Raw genomic sequence first — 15,478 nt, 5'->3', positions numbered from 1 at the left:
CATGGGCGCGCCGATCATCGGACTGACCACCTACCGCGAGGACGCGGCGTGGGGGGTGTGGCAGCAGCGTGCCGACCTGCTGCCGACGCAGTACGCCGACGCGGTCGAGGCGACCGGCGGCGTACCCCTGCTGCTGCCGCCGGTGGGCCAGACGGGCGCGGCCGACGCCGTGGTCGCCCGGCTCGACGGGCTGGTGATCAGCGGCGGAGCCGACGTCGACCCGACCCGCTACGCAGACGCGCCACACCCCCGCACGGCTGCCTGGCGCCCGGACCGCGACGCGTGGGAGGTCGCCCTGCTGGACGCCGCCGAGGCGGCCAGCCTGCCCGTCCTCGGGGTCTGCCGCGGCATGCAGGTGATGGCCGTCCACGCGGGCGGGGTGCTCGACCAGCACGTCCCCGACCTCGTGCACCACGAGCGGCACTCTCCCGGCGGCGACGCGTTCGGCGAGACCGAGGTCGTGACGCTCGCTGAGACTCGGGTCGCGAGCCTCGTCGGCGACCGGCTGACGGTCAACTGCCACCACCACCAGTCGGTCCGCACCCACCCCGGGTACGACGCGGTCGCGCGCGCCGCCGACGGGACGCTCGAAGCGATCGAGTCGTCCGGCGACCGTTTCTGCGTCGGCGTGCAGTGGCATCCGGAGACGGCCGCCGATGTCGGCCTCCTCGCTGGGCTGGTCCGGGCTGCCGCCGCCTACGCTGGGACTCGATGAGGCTGTCCCCCCGCCGTCGCCCCGACCCCGTCCTGATCAGCGCCCACCGGTGCCTGACCCGAGACGCCCTCGAGCATGCGATCCAGCTCGGCGTCGACTACATCGAGTTCGACGTGCAGCGCTGCGCCGACGGCTCCCTGGTGCTGCTCCACGACCCGGTCGACATCGCCCCGCCGGACGCCGTGCCGTACGACGAGGCGCTGGAGCTGCTGGCCGGACGGAGCCGGGTGCACCTGGACCTGAAGTTCACCGACGACGGCGTGGTCGAGGCGACCGCCGAGGCGGTGCGCCGGCTCGGCACCGATCGTCTCGTCGTCACGACCCTCGACGACCGCTCGGTCGCCGCGGTACGGGCGTGGTCGGACGTGCACGCACCGGCACTCCTCGTGGGTCTCTCGCTGGGCCGCGGGGTCAAGGGCTTCCCGGTCTGGAGGCAGCTCAAGGTCCGGGCATCGGAGGTCTGGCCACACGTCCGCTACCGGCACTCCAGGGCCAACGTCGTGGTCGCCCACCACACCCTCGCGCGCTTCGCGGTGGCTCGGTTCGCCCGGAAGCGTGGCCTGCCGCTCCTCGTCTGGACCGTCGACACCGAGCCGTCGCTGCGCTACTGGACCCGGTCCGGCCGGGCCTGGCTGGTGACCACCAACAACCCCGAGGTCGCCCTGCGCCTACGGCGACCTGACAGAATTTGGCCATGACGACCGGAGTCTTCGACGAGCTCGTTCCCGATGTCCTGGGTGAGCCCTACCTGGCCGAGACCATCACGCTGCCGCCCGACGAGGAAGGCCCCGTCGTCGCGACGCTCGTCGTACGCCGCGCCGCCGAGCCCACGGGCCGCGCGGTGCTCTACCTCCACGGGTTCTGCGACTACTTCTTCCAGACGGCGTACGCCGAGTGGTGGACCAAGCGCGGCTACGACTTCTACGCCCTCGACCTGCGCAAGTACGGCCGATCGCTGCGGCCGCACCAGACACCCAACTACGTCACCGACCTCCGGCAGCACTTCGGCGAGCTGGACGCCGCCTTCCACCGGATCGCCGAGCGTGACGGCCACGACCACATCGTGCTCACCGCCCACTCCACCGGCGGCCTGATCGCGTCGCTGTGGGCCAACGAGCGGCAGCCGGCGATCGCCGGCATGGTCCTCAACTCCCCCTGGCTCGACATGCAGGGCGGCAAGCTGATGCAGGGGCTCGGCACCTCGGTGGTCAAGCAGGTCGGCGCACGCCAGCCCACCCGGCTCATCCCCCGCACCGTGGGCGGCTACTACGGGCGCAGCCTGCACGTCGACCACGCCGGCGAATGGCCGTTCAACACCGACTGGAAGCCGCTCGACTCGTTCCCCGTGTCCTTCGGGTGGCTGAGCGCGATCCGGCGCGGTCACGCCGAGCTGCAGGCCGGTCTCGAGGTCGACTGCCCCGTCCTCGTCCTCTCGTCGGGCGGCACCCGGTGGCCCAAGGAGATGGGCGACGACGTGCACAACTTCGACATCGTGCTCGAGGTCCCGCAGATCCGGAGGTGGGCGACCGCCATCGGCCGCCACGTCACCTACATCGCGATCGAGGGCGCCCGCCACGACGTCGTGCTGTCGCTGCCCGAGCCGCGCGCCGCGGCGTACGCCGAGATCGACCGGTGGGCGTCGGCGTACGTCGACTGAGTGGTGGCATCCGAGTGACGTCGCCCCTGTAACGCGGTGTTATGGCCTCTATGAACCCGTTAGAACAAGGGCGAGGTCACCAGAGCACCTAACACCGCGTTACATGCGAAATCGCCAGGACCGGCACCCGGCGACTAGAACGGCTGGCCGTCGAAGGTCTCCCGGGTCACGAACTCCTCGACCTCGTTGCGGCGCAGCTTGGTGAGCTGCTTGACCGGTTTGCCGATGGGGAGCACCGCCGCGACGGCGTACTGGTCCGGGATGCCGAGCAGGCCGCGGACGGCCGGCTCCTCGGCGGCGGCCATGGTCGTGATCGTGCCGCCGTAGCCCTCGTTGCGAGCGGCCAGCAGGATGTTCCACACCATGGGGTAGACGGAGGCGCCGCTGATGACACCGACCCGGTCGAGGTCCTGGTCTGTCGAGGCGACGACCCCGAGGTCGACGCAGACGACGAGCACCGCGCCAGCGGTGAGCACAGGCTTCGTGAACGCCTCGGGTACGTCGGTCGCCGCGATCTCGTCTGCGGTCGGGATCGGCGGCTCGAGACTGTTCCACGGGCTCTGGCCGGCCTTGATCTGCGCGACGTAGCGGCGTATCGCGGGCTCATTGAGTTCGGCGAGGCGCTCCCGGGTCTGCTGGTCGCGTACGACGATGATCCGCACCCCCTGGCGGTTGCCGCCGCTCGGCGCGAACCGGGCGTGGTCGAGGATCCGGTGCAGGGTCCGGTCGGGCAGGGGCTCGTCGGTGAACTCCCGGACGGCCGGGGTCGTCCGCATCACGTCGTACAGGTCCATGGGTCGAGCCTGTCATGAGCGCGGTCACCGGGCGACCGCTAGCGTGCACGCCATGAACCCTGTGATCGGCCTCTCCCTCGGACGGATCGCGGTCGGCGCCGCGGCGCTCGCCAACCCGCAGGCCGCGGCGAAGATGTTCCAGCTCGACCCGGTGACCAACCCCCAGGTCCCCTACGTGGTGCGGCTCTTCGGCTCCCGTGAGATCGCCTTGGGCGTTGTCACGCTGGTCGCCCGGGGCAAGGCCCAACGCGGGCTGATCGGCCTCGGCATCCTGGTCGACGGCGCGGACGCCGCCACCGGCTACTTCGCCATGCAGGACGGCTCGGTGTCCCGCAAGACCGCCATGACCCTGATCGCGCCCGCAGTCGGTGCGATGGCGTCGGGCGCACTGGGGCTCTTCCGGCGCTGAGCTCCGGGCCTCAAGGTCTGCCGGTTGGTCACCAACCGGCGTGTCCCGGTCAGCTCAGCAGGAAGACGACCAGCGCCACGGTCCCGACCACCACGATGGCAATCCGGAGCCCCACGGGCGGGAGCCGGCGACCGACGGTGGCGCCGATCTGCCCACCGATGACCGAGCCGATGCCGATGAGCAGCACGATCCACCAGTCGACGTCGGCGACGATCGCGAAGATCAGTCCCGCGATCGCGTTGACGACGGCGGCGAGGATGTTCTTGATGCCGTTGAGCCGCTGGAGCGACTCGTCGACGCCGGTGCCGAGCACCGCCATCAGCAGGACGCCCTGGGCGGCACCGAAGTAGCCGCCGTACACACCGGTGCCGAGTACGCCGGGCCACACCCACCACGTCCCGTGGTGCGGCATGCCACCCGCCGCCTCGTGCCGCTTGGCCACCCACGCAGAGATCCGCGGCTGGCAGACGACCAGCACCAGTCCGAGCACGATCAGCACCGGCACGATCGCCGTGAACGCGTCCTCCGGCAGCACCAGGAGCAGTACGGCGCCCGCCGTACCACCGATCAGTGACGCGACGCTGAGCCGCAGCACGCGCGACCGCTGGCCGGCGAGCTCGCGCCGGTAGCCGATCGCACCCGAGATCGACCCGGGCACGAGCCCGATGGTGTTGGAGACGTTGGCGGTGACGGGCGGGACGCCGAACGCGAGCAGGGTCGGGAAGGTGATCAGCGTCCCGGAGCCCACGACCGTGTTGATGGTTCCGGCCGCGGTCCCGGCGAGCAGGACCGCGATGATCTCGAAGACACTCACGAAGTGGGCGGCTCCTCCGGCGGGGCGGGGGGTACCTCACCGGGGTCGATGGACGGGTCGGTCGTCTCGGGTCGGACCGCGGCGCGTGGGTTGGCGGCCTGGGCTGCCTCGGCGATCGCGGCCTCGACGGCCGCGTTGGCCTTCTTGAGCTCCGAGTCGGCGAGGGCACCGCTGCCGCCGAGCGCGGCGCGCTCGGTGCTGCCCATGTCGACGCGCGTCTTCGAGCCGCTCGAGTGCTGCGGGATCCCCGCGAGGTCCGTCATCGTGGAGCCCAGGCCCTCGAGCGCCTTGCCGATCTCGCTCGGCACGATCCAGAGCTTGTTGGCGCCGCCCTCGGCGATCTTCGGCATCATCTGCAGGTACTGGTAGGCCAGCAGCGACTGGTCCGGGTTGCCGTCGTGGATGGCCTGGAAGACCGTCTGGATGGCCTGCCCCTCACCCTGCGCCCTCAGGATCGAGGACTCGCGGTCGGCCTGGGCCCGCAGGATCTGCGACTCGCGGTCACCCTCGGCGTTCAGGATCGCGGACTGCTTGTTGCCCTCGGCCGTGAGGATCGAGGACTGCCGCTGACCCTCGGCGGTGAGGATCGACGCGCGCTTGTCGCGGTCGGCACGCATCTGCTTCTCCATCGCGTCCTTGATGGACGGCGGCGGGTCGATGCCCTTGATCTCCACGCGGTTGACGCGGATGCCCCACTTGCCGGTCGCCTCATCGAGCACGCCACGCAGGCCGGTGTTGATCTCCTCGCGGCTGGTCAGGGTCTGCTCGAGGTCCATGCCACCGACGATGTTGCGCAGCGTCGTCATGGTGAGCTGCTCGACGGCCTGGATGTAGTTGGCGATCTCGTACGTCGCCGCGATCGGGTCGGTGACCTGGAACCAGATGACCGTGTCGATCGACACCACCAGGTTGTCCTCGGTGATCACCGGCTGCGGCGGGAAGCTGACGACCTGCTCACGCAGGTCGATCACGTAGCGGACCTTGTCGACGAAGGGCACGACGATGTTGAGACCGGCGGGCAGCGTCTTCAGGTACTTGCCGAAGCGCTCGACGACCCCCGCCCGCGCCTGGGGGACGATGCGGACCGTCTTGGCGAGCAGCACCACGACGAACAGCAGTAGCAGGGCCAGCAGGATCAGGATGGCGAGTGGCACCGAGGACTCCTCTTCACGCTCAGGGGTTCAGCTGTCGAGCTCAGGGACGGGATGGACGTAGGCCGTGGCACCGCGGATCTCGAAGACCTCGACGGTCTCGCCGACCTCGATCGCGACGTGCTCGTCGTACGGCGCGGCGCTCCAGGTCTCGCCCGCCAGCTTGATCTGGCCGACTGCGAGACCGGTCATCCGCTGGGTCACCGTCGCACGCTGGCCGACCAGCTTCTTGGTGCCGAGCACCAGGTCAGGCCCCTGGTGCAACCGGGCGACCAGAGAGGGACGGACCAGGGCGAGCATCGCGATCGCGGTGATGCCCGCGACGATGATCTGCAGAGCGACGGGGCCGCCCAGCGCGGCCGTGATGGCACCACCGCCGGCTCCGACAGCGAGCATCGCCAGCACGAGGTCGAGACTGATCAGCTCGGCGATGCCGAGAAACGCGGCGACCCCCAGCCAGACCGCCCACGCGTGCTCGCTCAGCCAGTCCATGGCCAAAGCCTAGTGGCACCACCGAATCCGCTTCCCGTACAGGGCGGTGTCCAGGCGCCACTCAGCTCTGACTCCTACCTCTGCCGGGTACGGCGTCGAGCGTTCCAGCGACCGTCCTCGTGGTTGAGCACGAGCGGCATCCCGAACGCCGACGAGAGGTTGGCCGCGGTGATCACCTCGTCGATCGGGCCGGACGAGACGACCTGGCCGCGACGGAGGAGCAGGGCGTGGGTGAACCCGGGCGGGATCTCCTCGACGTGATGCGACACCAGGACCGTCGCCGGCGACGCCGGGTCGGCAGCGAGGACCGACAGGGTCGACACGAGATCCTCACGACCGCCGAGGTCGAGGCCGGCGGCCGGCTCGTCGAGCAGGAGGAGCTCGGGATCGGCCATCAGGGCCCGCGCGATCTGGACGCGCTTGCGCTCCCCCTCGCTGAGGGTGCCGAACGTCCGGTCCACCAGGTGCATCACCCCGACCTCGGTCAGCAGGTCTGTGGCGCGCTCGTGGTCGAGCTCGTCGTACTCTTCGCGCCACCGGCCCACGACGCCGTACGACGCGGACACGACCACGTCATGGACGCGCTCGGAGCGCGGGATGCGCTCGGCGAGCGCGACGCTGGTGATGCCGATGCGTGGCCTCAGCTCGAAGACGTCGACGGCGCCGAGCACCTCGTCGAGGATGCCGGCAACACCCTCGGTCGGGTGGATCTGGGCACTCGCCACCTGGAGCAGCGTGGTCTTCCCGGCGCCGTTGGGGCCGAGGATCACCCACCGCTCGTCGTCGTTGACGCGCCAGCTGACTCGGTCCAGCAAGGTGGCCTGCCCCCGCCTGATGGTGACATCGGCGAAGTCCAGGACAGCTGTCATGCGGCACACCCTATCCACTGCTCGATGAGTCTCCACCGCGTATCCTCACCGGCCGTGACCACTGTGCTCCCAGCCTCCGCGAGACTCGCCTGGTGGGGTACGGCGTGGCTACGCGGCCACGTCGTCACCGACCTCGTGGTCGACGCCGTGCTCGGCGACGACGCGACCCACGCCGTGGCCGGTCTGCCGGGCGCTGCCAGCACCGACACGCTCGTCGCCGCGCTCGGGCGGCTACGGCTCGCGGGCGCGTCGGCACTGGGGGCGGCGTTCCCAACTGAGGGCGACCCGGTCGGTCTCGGCGGCCCAGCGGCCTTCAACGCCGACGCCCTGGAGGCCGGCGAGGCCATCGTGGCCGCCGACGCCGGGGTCGGTCTCGTCCCGCACCGCACCGGGGCCGCCGTGATCTGGACGGCCCATCCCGCCGCGCGGCGTCAGCTGCCCGACGTGGGTGAGGCCGACCGGCTCCTGCGCAGTGCCCTGATCGACTCGGCCAACTCGCTGGCCGCGCTCGAGGTCGCCCGGTGGCGGCCCGAGGTGGCCGACGAGCTGCTCAACCTGCGACACCGCGCCCCGGTCGGCGCTCCGGCTGGCGTACCGCCCCGGTGCGTCGAGCTCGCCTCCCGCGGCCTGCAGGCGATCGGGATCGTCGACCTCGCGCTGGAGGACGACGGGGGTGCCGTCACCGCCGCCGAAACAGCGGCGCGCGAGGCCGCGCTACGGCCACTGGCGCGCGCCGGGAGGCGCGCGCTGGTCGCCGCCTGCTCGCCCGAGGTCTGGCCGCCGGAGTAGGGCACGCATCAGCTGGACGCCCACACCCCGAGCTCGTTGCCTGCCGGGTCGATGAAGTGGAAGCGGCGCCCCCCGGGGAACTCGTACGCGTCCTCGATCACCTCTCCTCCGGCCGCGCGGACCTTCTCGACGGTGGCGTCCAGGTCCTCGGAGTACAGCAGCACCAGCGGTCCACCGCGGCTGCCCTCCTTGGCGGCACTGAGCCCGCCGACCTCTCCCTCGCCGTCGGACCACCGGATCCCGGCGTACTCCGGCCCGTAGTCGTTGAACGTCCACCCGAACGCCTGCTCGTAGAAGGCCCGGGTCTGGGCCATCGTCGCGCCGACGTTGAGCTCGACGTAGTCGATCGTGTGATGGATGTTGGTCATGCCCCGACGCTACGACCCGCCTCCGACATCCGGGCGCCGGCGCCGAGTGCACCGGCAACAGCGATAGCGTTGCCGACTGAGATGACTGACGTGCAGCCAGGCGACAAGCCGGAGACCCTCCTCATCACGCTCTCGGGCAAGGACCGCCCGGGCGTGACCTCATCCGTCTTCACCGCGCTCTCGGGTGCGGGCGTCGAGGTGCTCGACATCGAGCAGATCGTGCTCCGGAGCCGGCTCATCCTCGGCATCCTGGTGACCGCCCCCCGCAACCCCAAGAGGGTGCGCGCAGCGGTCGATGAGACCGCCGAGGCGCTCGGCATGAGCGTCGACATCGACCGCGGCGTCGGTGACAACAAGTCCCGGCGCGAGGGCCGCTCGCACGTGACGATCATCGGCACGCCGTTGCGGGCCTCCGCGATGGCGGCGGTCGCGGGGCGGATCGCCGACGCGGGCGCCAACATCGACCGCATCGAGCGGATGGCGCGCTACCCGGTCACGGCGATCGACCTGCACGTCTCTGGTGTCGACACCGATGCGCTGCGCACCGTCCTCGCCGCCGAGGCCGCGACGCAGGGCATCGACATTGCCGTCCAGCCCGCCAACCTGCTGCGCCGCGGCACCCGGCTGATCGTGATGGACGTCGACTCCACGCTGATCCAAGGCGAGGTGATCGAGATGCTCGCGGCATACGCCGGCTGTGAGGCAGAGGTCGCCGCTGTCACGGCCGCTGCCATGGGCGGAGAGCTCGACTTCGAGGAGTCGCTGCGCTCGCGCGTCGCCCTGCTCGCGGGCGTGCCGGAGAGCGCGCTGGACGAGGTGTACGACGCCATCGTGCTCGCGCCCGGCGCCCGGACACTCGTGCGGACCCTGCGTCGTCTCGGCTACCGGTTCGCGCTGGTCTCCGGTGGGTTCAGCCAGCTCGTCGACCGCCTGGCCGACGACCTCGGCATCCACTTCTCCCGCGCCAACGAGCTGGAGATCGTCGATGGTGTCCTCACCGGCCGGATCCTCGGCCCGGTCGTCGACCGGGCCGGCAAGGCGGCAGCGCTACGTGAGTTCGCGGCCGAGATCGGCGTGCCCGAGGCCGCGACCATCGCCATCGGCGACGGTGCGAACGACCTCGACATGCTCAACGCCGCCGGGCTCGGCATCGCCTACAACGCCAAGCCCGTGGTGCAGGACGCCGCCGACACCTCCGTCAACGTCCCCTACCTCGACGCGATCATGTACCTGCTCGGCATCTCCCGCGAGGAGATCGTCGCGGCCGATGCCGAGGCCGGGATCGTGACGCCGGCGCCGCCGGTCTGAGGGATGCGGGTTTCCCCGGCTGCCCGGGGAAACCCGCTGACACGCCGCTGCTGCAACGGCGTGTCGGGAGCTTTCGGCTGACGAGTACGTCGCTCAGGCGCGACCCACGTGGAACGCCTCGAGCCGGGCAGTGCCCTCGCCCAGATCGGCCCAGGCGCCGTCGTACGAGAAGACCGCGACCGCGCTGGTCGGGAAGTCACCGGCCATCGAGGCGCCCACCTCGGCGTCGGCGCTGCCGTCGTCGAGCAGCTGCGCCAGGACCGCCATCGTCGGGTTGTGACCGATCACGACCAGCACGGACGCCGAGTCGGGCACGAGCCGGACGATGTCCAGCGCGCTCTCCGGGCCAGCGGCGTACAGCCCCCGGTCGAAGTCGGGAGACAGCGTCCAGCCGGCACCAGATGCGACGGACTCCCAGGTCTGCTGGGTGCGCAGCGCCGCGGACACCAGCGCGTGGTCGGGCGCCACGCCCTGCGACGCCAGCCACGCGCCAGCAGCCTCGGCATCGCGGCGTCCGCGCGAGGCCAGGGGTCGCTCGAAGTCGGTCGGGCCGTCCTGCTCGGCCTTCGCGTGCCGCATCACCACCAGGCGACGCGAGGACATGTCACGCACCCATCGCGTGCAGGCCGCCGTCCACGTGGATGATCTCGCCGGTCGTGGCCGGGAAGAAGTCGGAGAGCAGGGCGCACACAGCCCGCGCGGTCGGCGCATGGTCAGTGTTGTCCCAGCCCAGCGGTGCGCGGTCGCTCCACATGGACTCGAGGTCCTCGAAGCCCGGGATCGCCTTCGCGGCCAGCGTCTTCAGCGGCCCGGCGGACACCAGGTTGGAGCGGATGCCGTGCGGGCCGAGGTCGCGGGCCAGGTAGCGCGACGTGGACTCCAGCGCCGCCTTGGCCACGCCCATCCAGTCGTACGCCGGCCAGGCCACCGTCGCGTCGAAGGTGAGCCCGACGATGGAGCCGCCAGGACCCATCAACGGTCGGGAAGCCTCCGCCAGCGACTTGAGCGAGTACGCCGAGACCTGCACCGCCTGCGCGACGTCCGGCCAGGGGCCGGTGAGGAACTTGCCGCCCAGCAGCGTCTCCGGGTTGCCGTAAGCGATCGAGTGGACGACGCCGTCGAGACCGTCGACGTGCTCGCGCACCTGCGCCTCGAGCCCGGCGAGGTGATCCTCGTCGGTCACGTCGAGCTCGAGCACCGGCGGCTCGACCGGCAGCCGCTTGGCGATCCGTCGGGTGATGCCGAGCGCGCGCCCGAAGTTCGAGATGAGCACGGTCGCGCCCTGCTCCTGCGCGACCTTCGCCGTCGCGAAGCCGATGGAGCTGTCCATCGTCACGCCGGCGACCAGGATCCGCTTGCCGTCCAAAATGCCCATGTCAGTGCCCCATTCCGAGTCCACCGTCGACCGGGATGACTGCCCCGGTGACGTACGCCGCGCCGGGGCCGGTCAGCCACAGCACGGTCTCTGCGATGTCATCCACCGAGCCGAACCGGCTCAACGGCACCTGTGCCTTGATGGCGGCCTTCTGGTCGTCGCTCAGCACGCCGGTCATGTCGGTCTCGATGAAGCCCGGCGCGACGACGTTCGCCGTGATCGACCGGGAGCCGAGCTCGCGTGCGATCGAGCGCGCCATGCCGACGAGGCCCGCCTTGGACGCGGCGTAGTTGACCTGCCCGGCCGAGCCGAGCAGTCCGACGACCGAGGAGATGAAGACGATCCGGCCTCGGCGCAGCCGGAGCATGCCCTTGGCGGCGCGCTTGGCCAGTCGGAAGGAGCCGGTGAGGTTGGTGTCGATCACCGAGGTCCAGTCGTCGTCCGTCATCCGCAGGAGAAGCGTGTCGGCGGTGATCCCGGCGTTGGCGACGAGCACCTCGACCGGTCCGTGGGCCTCCTCGATCTGCGCGAACGCCGCCTCGACCTGTCCCGCATCGGTGATGTCGCACCGGATGTCGAGCGTGCCCTCCGGTGCGCCGCCGCTGCGAGTGGTGACTGCGACCTTGTCGCCGTTCGCCACGAACGCCTCCGCGATGGCCCGGCCGATCCCTCGGTTGCCGCCCGTGACGAGCACGGAGCGGGTTGTCGTCTGGTCTGGTTCGCTCACGTGGCGACGCTATCGACTACCCGCCGGTACACGGAAATAGGCTGCCTCGGGCTGAGCTTGCGAGGCCCGAGACCCAGCAGCCAGGTCGAGCAGCCGTGCGACCGGGCTCGCGAGGTCGCATCCGGCGGGTCGAGACCATGTCAGTCGTCCTCGAGCCGGAAGCCGACCTTGAGACCGACCTGGAAGTGCTCGACCTGGCCGTCCTTGACCTGTCCGCGGACCTGGGTCATCTCGAACCAGTCGAGGTGTCGCAGCGTCTTGCCCGCGCGGTCGACGGCGTTGCGGATGGCCGCGTCGATGCCGTCGGGCGAGGTGCCGACGATCTCGGTGACGCGGTAGGTGCGGTTCGTCATGATGACCTCCGATAATGGGCCTGCAGTGGACGGCTTGATGGGACGGCTTGGGGCAGGCCTCGGTAGCCGACCCTACCGACGTACGATGGACGAATGGCCCGCGACCTGCGCCGACACGGAAGTCGGCCGATGAGTCCGCACCGTGACGAGGCGGTCCGGATCACCACGGCCGCGTCGAACCGCAATGACGAGATCGCGGGCCGGCAGAAGCGCTACCTGATCTCGATGACGCTGCGTTCGCTCTGCTTCGTCGGGGCCATCATCGCGGCGCTGGCGCACATCGGATGGCTATGGCCGATCCTGATCGCCGGGGCGTTGATCCTGCCGTACGTCGCCGTCGTCATGGCCAACGCCGTGATGACGAAGGACGACGGCATCGACCTGCCGGACGGTCGCTACGTGCGCGAGCTCGACGCCAAGCAAGACACTTCGGGTGAGGATCGTCCTCACCCTTGACTTCACCCGACTGGGTGACAGAATCCACGCGAGCCGGGTCTCCCCCGTCCTGGCTCGCTGTGGTGCCGGACGGCTTCCCCCGTGGTTGTCTGGCACCACTTCACATTTCAGGAGGAGCACGCCGTGACGGACGCCCAGCCGGCCACCGAGCCGGACGTCTGCTCCGCCAAGGGCTGCCAGGCTCCGGCCACGTGGGAGCTGCTGTGGAACAACCCCAAGCTGCACACCCCGGACCGCCGCAAGATCTGGCTGGCCTGTGACGACCACAAGGGCTCGCTGTCCGACTTCCTGGGCGCGCGTCAGTTCCTGAAGGACGTCGTACCGCACACGATCGGTGGTTGAGGAAGGCGCGTTAGCGCCTGTCTCAACCACCGAGGCTCAGCCGGGCTGCCACCCGGCTCACCGGGTCTCGACACGCTCCATCAGGTCCGCTGACGCGTCCCCGGTCGCTGCTCAACCACCAACGATCACGCCCGCTGACGCGCTCGTGATCACCCGCCGATGGCCGACATCGGCCGGTCCGGCTGCAGGAACGTCGGGTCGTCGATGCCGTGGCCGGCGCGCTTGCCCCGCATCGCGATCACCCAGCGGTCCGCGATCTCGTCGTCGGTGGCGCCGGCGCGCAGAGCGGCCCGGAGGTCGGACTCCTCGCGGGCGAAGAGACAGTTGCGGATCTGACCGTCGGCGGTCAGCCGCACCCGGTCGCAGTCGCCGCAGAAGGGTCGGGTGACGGAGGCGATGACACCGACCGTCCCCGGTCCACCGTCGACCTGGAACAGTTCGGCGGGAGCACTCCCCCGCGGCTCGACCGCCGGGCTCAGCACGAACTCGGCCTCGAGCCAGCCGAAGATCTCGTCGGCGGTGATCATCGCGTCGCGTGACCAGCCGTGCTGGGCGTCCAGCGGCATCTGCTCGATGAATCGCAGGTGATAGCCCTCGGCGAGCGCCCAGCGCAGCAGCTCGGGCGCCTGGTCGTCGTTGTGGCCGCGCATGAGTACGGCGTTGATCTTGATCGGGCCCAGCCCGGCCGCGCGGGCCGCCTCGAGACCGGCGAGCACGTCCTTGAGCCGGTCGCGGCGGGTGATGGCATGAAAGGTCTCGGGACGGACGCTGTCGAGGCTGACGTTGACCCGGTCGAGCCCGGCCGCGGCGAGCGCCTCGGCCATCCGGGCCAGCCCGAGCGCGTTGGTCGTCAGCGACGTCTCGACGCCGAGCTCGTGGCTGCGCCGGACGATGTCGACCAGACCGCGGCGCACGAGCGGCTCACCGCCGGTGAACCGGACCTCGCGGATCCCGAGCTGCTGGACCCCGATCCGGACCAGCCGGACGATCTCGTCCTCGGTGAGCACGGACTCGTCCGGTAGCCAGTCGAGCCCCTCCGCCGGCATGCAGTAGCTGCAGCGCAGGTTGCACCGGTCGGTCAACGAGACCCGTAGGTCCGTTGCCACCCGACCGAAGCGGTCATCGAGGCGCTGTGTCGTCATCACCACAGTCTAGGGACCTCGCCTGAGGCCGACCACGAACGCCGCCCCGGGGACGACTAGCCTCGACCCGTGCGGTCCTGGCGTTTTCTCATCAGTCGGCGTTGGCTGCTCTTCGCAGTCGTCGTCGTGCTGCTCTGCTACGCCGCCTGGTGGCTCGGCCAGTGGCAGTTCCACCGCCTCGACGACCGCAAGGCCAGCAACGCGGTCGTCCGCGCCAACGAGGACCGCGCACCCGCTCCCGTGGGCGACGTCCTGGCTCCCGGACGATCGGTCATCGAGGACGACGAGTGGCGCCAGGTCACGGCCACCGGCACGTACGACGCGGACGAGACCGTGATCGTCCGCTACCGCACGCGTGACGGCGCCTCCGGCATCGACGTGGTCGTCCCGCTGGTCACGACCGACGGTGCGACCCTGCTCGTCGACCGCGGCTGGATGGCGGCCGACAACGAGGGCGCCAGCCCTGCCAACGTACCCGTGCCCCCCACCGGCGAGGTGACCGTCGAGGGCTGGGTCCGCGCCGACGCCTACGGTGACAGCACCAACGTCAGCAACCACTCAACCCGGTCGATCTCGAGCGAGCGGATCGGCAAGGCCATCGGCCAGGAGGTCTACGGCGGCTTCGTCGTCCTCGACACCGAGGACGGTCGACCGGCCGCCGACCTCGAGCCGGTCGAGCTGCCCGAGCTCGACAACGGCCCGCACTTCTTCTACGGGCTGCAGTGGTGGTTCTTCGGGCTCCTGGCACTCTTCGGGTTCGGCTACCTCGCCTGGGACGAGCGCCGCTCGCTGCGCCCCGATGAGACGTCCGCCAGCGAGGCCGCCCTCTCCGAGCGCAAGTCCCGGCGTGCGGCCAAGAACGCCCACAAGCAGGCGGTCAAGGCGGCGTACCAGAAGGCGTACGCCGACGAGCGCGCCGCCCGCGACGCTCACAGGGCGCGGAGCATGCCCCCGTCGACCGGCAGCATGACGCCGGACACGAACGACGCCGCGGGCGAGAGCACGAACGCCGCGACCCGGCCGAACTCCTCCGGCTCCCCGTAGCGACGCAACGGGATCGTCGCGACGCCCGCCGCGCGAGCGGCCTCGGCGTCACCGGTCGCCGCGTCGAGCTCGGCGACCCGGTCGGTGCCGACCCGGCCGGGCAGCAGCCCGTTCACGCGTACACCGGCTGGACCGAGCTCGTCAGCCAGCGTCTTCGCCACCATGGCCAGGCCGGGTCGCAGGCCGTTGGAGATCGCCATGTCCGCGAGGGGTGCCCGGACGCTCGACGACAGCACGAACGCCAGCGAGCCGCCGTGCGGGAGAGCCTTGCCGATCTCGCGGCCGACCCGCACCGCCCCGAGGAAGACCGATGCGAACGCCGCGGTCCACTGCTCGTCGGTAGTCGTGACCACCGAGCCCATGGGCGGGCCACCGACGCTCACCAGCGCGCCGTCGAGGCGCCCCCAGCGGTCGAGCGCCGACCGGATCAACCGGTCGGGGGTCGCCGGGTCCGCGTTGTCGGCGACGACCGTCTCGGCCGCATCGCCCAGCACCCGCTGCGCAGCCGCGAGCGACTCCTCGTTGCGGCCGGAGAGGACGACGCGGGCGCCCTCCTCGACCAGAGCGTCGGCGGTGGCGCGCCCCAGGCCGCGGGCTCCCCCGGTGACGACGTAGACACGGTCGGCGAGCTCGAGATCCATGACACCAAACCTAGCGAGGACGCGGCAGTGGA

The 15,478-nt window shown here is 70.8% G+C and carries 21 protein-coding genes; 9 read left to right on the top strand and 12 right to left on the bottom strand.

Going from position 1 to position 15,478, the window contains the following annotated elements; genetic code table 11:
* Nucleotide 1 precedes the first annotated feature (1 nt).
* Genes ABEA33_RS16205 through ABEA33_RS16195 form a run of 3 tightly spaced genes read left to right on the top strand, consistent with a single transcriptional unit; the run spans nucleotide 2 to nucleotide 2,372 of the window.
* Nucleotides 2-715: a gamma-glutamyl-gamma-aminobutyrate hydrolase family protein gene (locus ABEA33_RS16205; RefSeq protein ID WP_345527866.1), complete on the top strand. Its 714-nt coding sequence runs from the start codon at nucleotides 2-4 to the stop codon at nucleotides 713-715.
* Nucleotides 712-1,413 (top strand): glycerophosphodiester phosphodiesterase, encoded by a 702-nt coding sequence (locus tag ABEA33_RS16200; RefSeq protein WP_345527865.1) that lies wholly within the window; start codon nucleotides 712-714, stop codon nucleotides 1,411-1,413. Before ABEA33_RS16205 ends, ABEA33_RS16200 begins: the two co-directional genes overlap by 4 nt.
* Nucleotides 1,410-2,372: an alpha/beta hydrolase gene (locus ABEA33_RS16195; RefSeq protein WP_345527864.1), complete on the top strand. Its 963-nt coding sequence runs from the start codon at nucleotides 1,410-1,412 to the stop codon at nucleotides 2,370-2,372. The genes ABEA33_RS16200 and ABEA33_RS16195 overlap by 4 nt, the downstream gene beginning before the upstream one ends.
* A gap of 134 nt (nucleotides 2,373-2,506) precedes the next feature.
* Here ABEA33_RS16195 and ABEA33_RS16190 read toward each other — a convergent pair whose 3' ends face one another.
* Nucleotides 2,507-3,166: a nitroreductase family protein gene (locus ABEA33_RS16190; protein ID WP_345527863.1), complete on the bottom strand. Its 660-nt coding sequence runs from the start codon at nucleotides 3,164-3,166 to the stop codon at nucleotides 2,507-2,509.
* Between the two features lie 52 nt (nucleotides 3,167-3,218).
* Between ABEA33_RS16190 and ABEA33_RS16185 the strand changes: the two genes are divergently transcribed.
* Nucleotides 3,219-3,575 carry a DUF4267 domain-containing protein gene (locus tag ABEA33_RS16185; protein WP_345527862.1) on the top strand — a complete coding sequence of 119 codons (357 nt, stop codon included), beginning with the start codon at nucleotides 3,219-3,221 and terminating at the stop codon, nucleotides 3,573-3,575.
* 49 nt (nucleotides 3,576-3,624) lie between these two features.
* Here ABEA33_RS16185 and ABEA33_RS16180 read toward each other — a convergent pair whose 3' ends face one another.
* The 4 genes from ABEA33_RS16180 to ABEA33_RS16165 all read right to left on the bottom strand — a co-directional run bounded on the left by ABEA33_RS16180 (nucleotide 3,625) and on the right by ABEA33_RS16165 (nucleotide 6,901).
* Complete coding sequence (locus ABEA33_RS16180; protein ID WP_345527861.1) at nucleotides 3,625-4,389, bottom strand: sulfite exporter TauE/SafE family protein; 765 nt, start codon at nucleotides 4,387-4,389, stop codon at nucleotides 3,625-3,627.
* On the bottom strand, nucleotides 4,386-5,543 hold the full coding sequence (locus ABEA33_RS16175) for an SPFH domain-containing protein (RefSeq protein WP_345527860.1): 1,158 nt from the start codon (nucleotides 5,541-5,543) through the stop codon (nucleotides 4,386-4,388). Before ABEA33_RS16175 ends, ABEA33_RS16180 begins: the two co-directional genes overlap by 4 nt.
* Nucleotides 5,544-5,570: 27 nt before the next feature.
* Nucleotides 5,571-6,032, bottom strand: coding sequence for an NfeD family protein (locus ABEA33_RS16170; protein ID WP_345527859.1), 462 nt, complete (start codon nucleotides 6,030-6,032; stop codon nucleotides 5,571-5,573).
* A 74-nt stretch (nucleotides 6,033-6,106) separates the two neighbouring features.
* On the bottom strand, nucleotides 6,107-6,901 hold the full coding sequence (locus ABEA33_RS16165; RefSeq protein ID WP_345527858.1) for an ABC transporter ATP-binding protein: 795 nt from the start codon (nucleotides 6,899-6,901) through the stop codon (nucleotides 6,107-6,109).
* Between the two features lie 54 nt (nucleotides 6,902-6,955).
* Here ABEA33_RS16165 and ABEA33_RS16160 point away from each other — a divergent pair, with 54 nt between their 5' ends.
* A complete protein-coding gene (locus ABEA33_RS16160; RefSeq protein WP_345527857.1) occupies nucleotides 6,956-7,690 on the top strand; it encodes a hypothetical protein in 735 nt (244 codons plus the stop codon).
* Between the two features lie 8 nt (nucleotides 7,691-7,698).
* Here the strand turns inward: ABEA33_RS16160 and ABEA33_RS16155 are convergent, their stop codons facing one another.
* Nucleotides 7,699-8,058, bottom strand: a complete 360-nt coding sequence (locus ABEA33_RS16155; RefSeq protein ID WP_345527856.1) for a VOC family protein — start codon at nucleotides 8,056-8,058, stop codon at nucleotides 7,699-7,701.
* Between the two features lie 81 nt (nucleotides 8,059-8,139).
* On the opposite strand from ABEA33_RS16155, the gene serB reads away from it, so the two are divergent.
* Nucleotides 8,140-9,366 (top strand): phosphoserine phosphatase SerB, encoded by a 1,227-nt coding sequence (serB, locus tag ABEA33_RS16150; protein ID WP_345527855.1) that lies wholly within the window; start codon nucleotides 8,140-8,142, stop codon nucleotides 9,364-9,366.
* A 93-nt stretch (nucleotides 9,367-9,459) separates the two neighbouring features.
* Here the strand turns inward: serB and ABEA33_RS16145 are convergent, their stop codons facing one another.
* From ABEA33_RS16145 to ABEA33_RS16130, 4 genes are all read right to left on the bottom strand, one after another.
* Nucleotides 9,460-9,969, bottom strand: a complete 510-nt coding sequence (locus tag ABEA33_RS16145; RefSeq protein ID WP_345527854.1) for a SixA phosphatase family protein — start codon at nucleotides 9,967-9,969, stop codon at nucleotides 9,460-9,462.
* Between the two features lies 1 nt (nucleotide 9,970).
* Nucleotides 9,971-10,741, bottom strand: a complete 771-nt coding sequence (fabI, locus tag ABEA33_RS16140) for an enoyl-ACP reductase FabI (RefSeq protein WP_345527853.1) — start codon at nucleotides 10,739-10,741, stop codon at nucleotides 9,971-9,973.
* 1 nt (nucleotide 10,742) lies between these two features.
* Nucleotides 10,743-11,468 carry a 3-oxoacyl-ACP reductase FabG gene (fabG, locus tag ABEA33_RS16135; RefSeq protein ID WP_345527852.1) on the bottom strand — a complete coding sequence of 242 codons (726 nt, stop codon included), beginning with the start codon at nucleotides 11,466-11,468 and terminating at the stop codon, nucleotides 10,743-10,745.
* A 140-nt stretch (nucleotides 11,469-11,608) separates the two neighbouring features.
* Nucleotides 11,609-11,821, bottom strand: a complete 213-nt coding sequence (locus tag ABEA33_RS16130) for a dodecin (RefSeq protein WP_345527851.1) — start codon at nucleotides 11,819-11,821, stop codon at nucleotides 11,609-11,611.
* A 129-nt stretch (nucleotides 11,822-11,950) separates the two neighbouring features.
* On the opposite strand from ABEA33_RS16130, the gene ABEA33_RS16125 reads away from it, so the two are divergent.
* Together ABEA33_RS16125 and ABEA33_RS16120 are read left to right on the top strand one after the other, a co-directional pair.
* Nucleotides 11,951-12,277: a DUF3099 domain-containing protein gene (locus tag ABEA33_RS16125; RefSeq protein WP_345527850.1), complete on the top strand. Its 327-nt coding sequence runs from the start codon at nucleotides 11,951-11,953 to the stop codon at nucleotides 12,275-12,277.
* 123 nt (nucleotides 12,278-12,400) lie between these two features.
* A complete protein-coding gene (locus ABEA33_RS16120) occupies nucleotides 12,401-12,619 on the top strand; it encodes an acetone carboxylase (protein WP_345527849.1) in 219 nt (72 codons plus the stop codon).
* 149 nt (nucleotides 12,620-12,768) lie between these two features.
* Here the strand turns inward: ABEA33_RS16120 and moaA are convergent, their stop codons facing one another.
* A complete protein-coding gene (gene moaA, locus ABEA33_RS16115) occupies nucleotides 12,769-13,761 on the bottom strand; it encodes a GTP 3',8-cyclase MoaA (protein WP_345527848.1) in 993 nt (330 codons plus the stop codon).
* A gap of 69 nt (nucleotides 13,762-13,830) precedes the next feature.
* On the opposite strand from moaA, the gene ABEA33_RS16110 reads away from it, so the two are divergent.
* On the top strand, nucleotides 13,831-14,805 hold the full coding sequence (locus ABEA33_RS16110; RefSeq protein ID WP_345527847.1) for an SURF1 family cytochrome oxidase biogenesis protein: 975 nt from the start codon (nucleotides 13,831-13,833) through the stop codon (nucleotides 14,803-14,805).
* On the opposite strand, the gene ABEA33_RS16105 is transcribed toward ABEA33_RS16110, so the two are convergent.
* The gene (locus ABEA33_RS16105; protein ID WP_345527846.1) at nucleotides 14,691-15,446 is read right to left on the bottom strand and encodes an SDR family oxidoreductase; all 756 of its coding nucleotides are present in this window, start codon (nucleotides 15,444-15,446) and stop codon (nucleotides 14,691-14,693) included. The genes ABEA33_RS16110 and ABEA33_RS16105 overlap by 115 nt on opposite strands.
* Between the last annotated feature and the right edge of the window lie 32 nt (nucleotides 15,447-15,478).

Source organism: Nocardioides endophyticus (genome assembly GCF_039543845.1).
GTDB classification, from domain to species: Bacteria; Actinomycetota; Actinomycetes; order Propionibacteriales; family Nocardioidaceae; genus Nocardioides; species Nocardioides endophyticus.
This window is presented reverse-complemented; position numbering and strand designations above follow the sequence as displayed.

Excerpts from the sequence above, each read along its gene's own strand:
- ABEA33_RS16205 (WP_345527866.1), top strand. The coding sequence starts at position 2 with ATGGGCGCGCCGATCATCGGACTGACCACCTACCGCGAGGACGCGGCG.
- ABEA33_RS16200 (WP_345527865.1), top strand. The coding sequence starts at position 712 with ATGAGGCTGTCCCCCCGCCGTCGCCCCGACCCCGTCCTGATCAGCGCC.
- ABEA33_RS16195 (WP_345527864.1), top strand. The coding sequence starts at position 1,410 with ATGACGACCGGAGTCTTCGACGAGCTCGTTCCCGATGTCCTGGGTGAG.
- ABEA33_RS16190 (WP_345527863.1), bottom strand. The coding sequence starts at position 3,166 with ATGGACCTGTACGACGTGATGCGGACGACCCCGGCCGTCCGGGAGTTC.
- ABEA33_RS16185 (WP_345527862.1), top strand. The coding sequence starts at position 3,219 with ATGAACCCTGTGATCGGCCTCTCCCTCGGACGGATCGCGGTCGGCGCC.
- ABEA33_RS16170 (WP_345527859.1), bottom strand. The coding sequence starts at position 6,032 with ATGGACTGGCTGAGCGAGCACGCGTGGGCGGTCTGGCTGGGGGTCGCC.
- ABEA33_RS16165 (WP_345527858.1), bottom strand. The coding sequence starts at position 6,901 with ATGACAGCTGTCCTGGACTTCGCCGATGTCACCATCAGGCGGGGGCAG.
- ABEA33_RS16155 (WP_345527856.1), bottom strand. The coding sequence starts at position 8,058 with ATGACCAACATCCATCACACGATCGACTACGTCGAGCTCAACGTCGGC.
- serB (WP_345527855.1), top strand. The coding sequence starts at position 8,140 with ATGACTGACGTGCAGCCAGGCGACAAGCCGGAGACCCTCCTCATCACG.
- ABEA33_RS16145 (WP_345527854.1), bottom strand. The coding sequence starts at position 9,969 with ATGTCCTCGCGTCGCCTGGTGGTGATGCGGCACGCGAAGGCCGAGCAG.
- fabI (WP_345527853.1), bottom strand. The coding sequence starts at position 10,741 with ATGGGCATTTTGGACGGCAAGCGGATCCTGGTCGCCGGCGTGACGATG.
- ABEA33_RS16130 (WP_345527851.1), bottom strand. The coding sequence starts at position 11,821 with ATGACGAACCGCACCTACCGCGTCACCGAGATCGTCGGCACCTCGCCC.
- ABEA33_RS16125 (WP_345527850.1), top strand. The coding sequence starts at position 11,951 with ATGAGTCCGCACCGTGACGAGGCGGTCCGGATCACCACGGCCGCGTCG.
- moaA (WP_345527848.1), bottom strand. The coding sequence starts at position 13,761 with ATGACGACACAGCGCCTCGATGACCGCTTCGGTCGGGTGGCAACGGAC.
- ABEA33_RS16105 (WP_345527846.1), bottom strand. The coding sequence starts at position 15,446 with ATGGATCTCGAGCTCGCCGACCGTGTCTACGTCGTCACCGGGGGAGCC.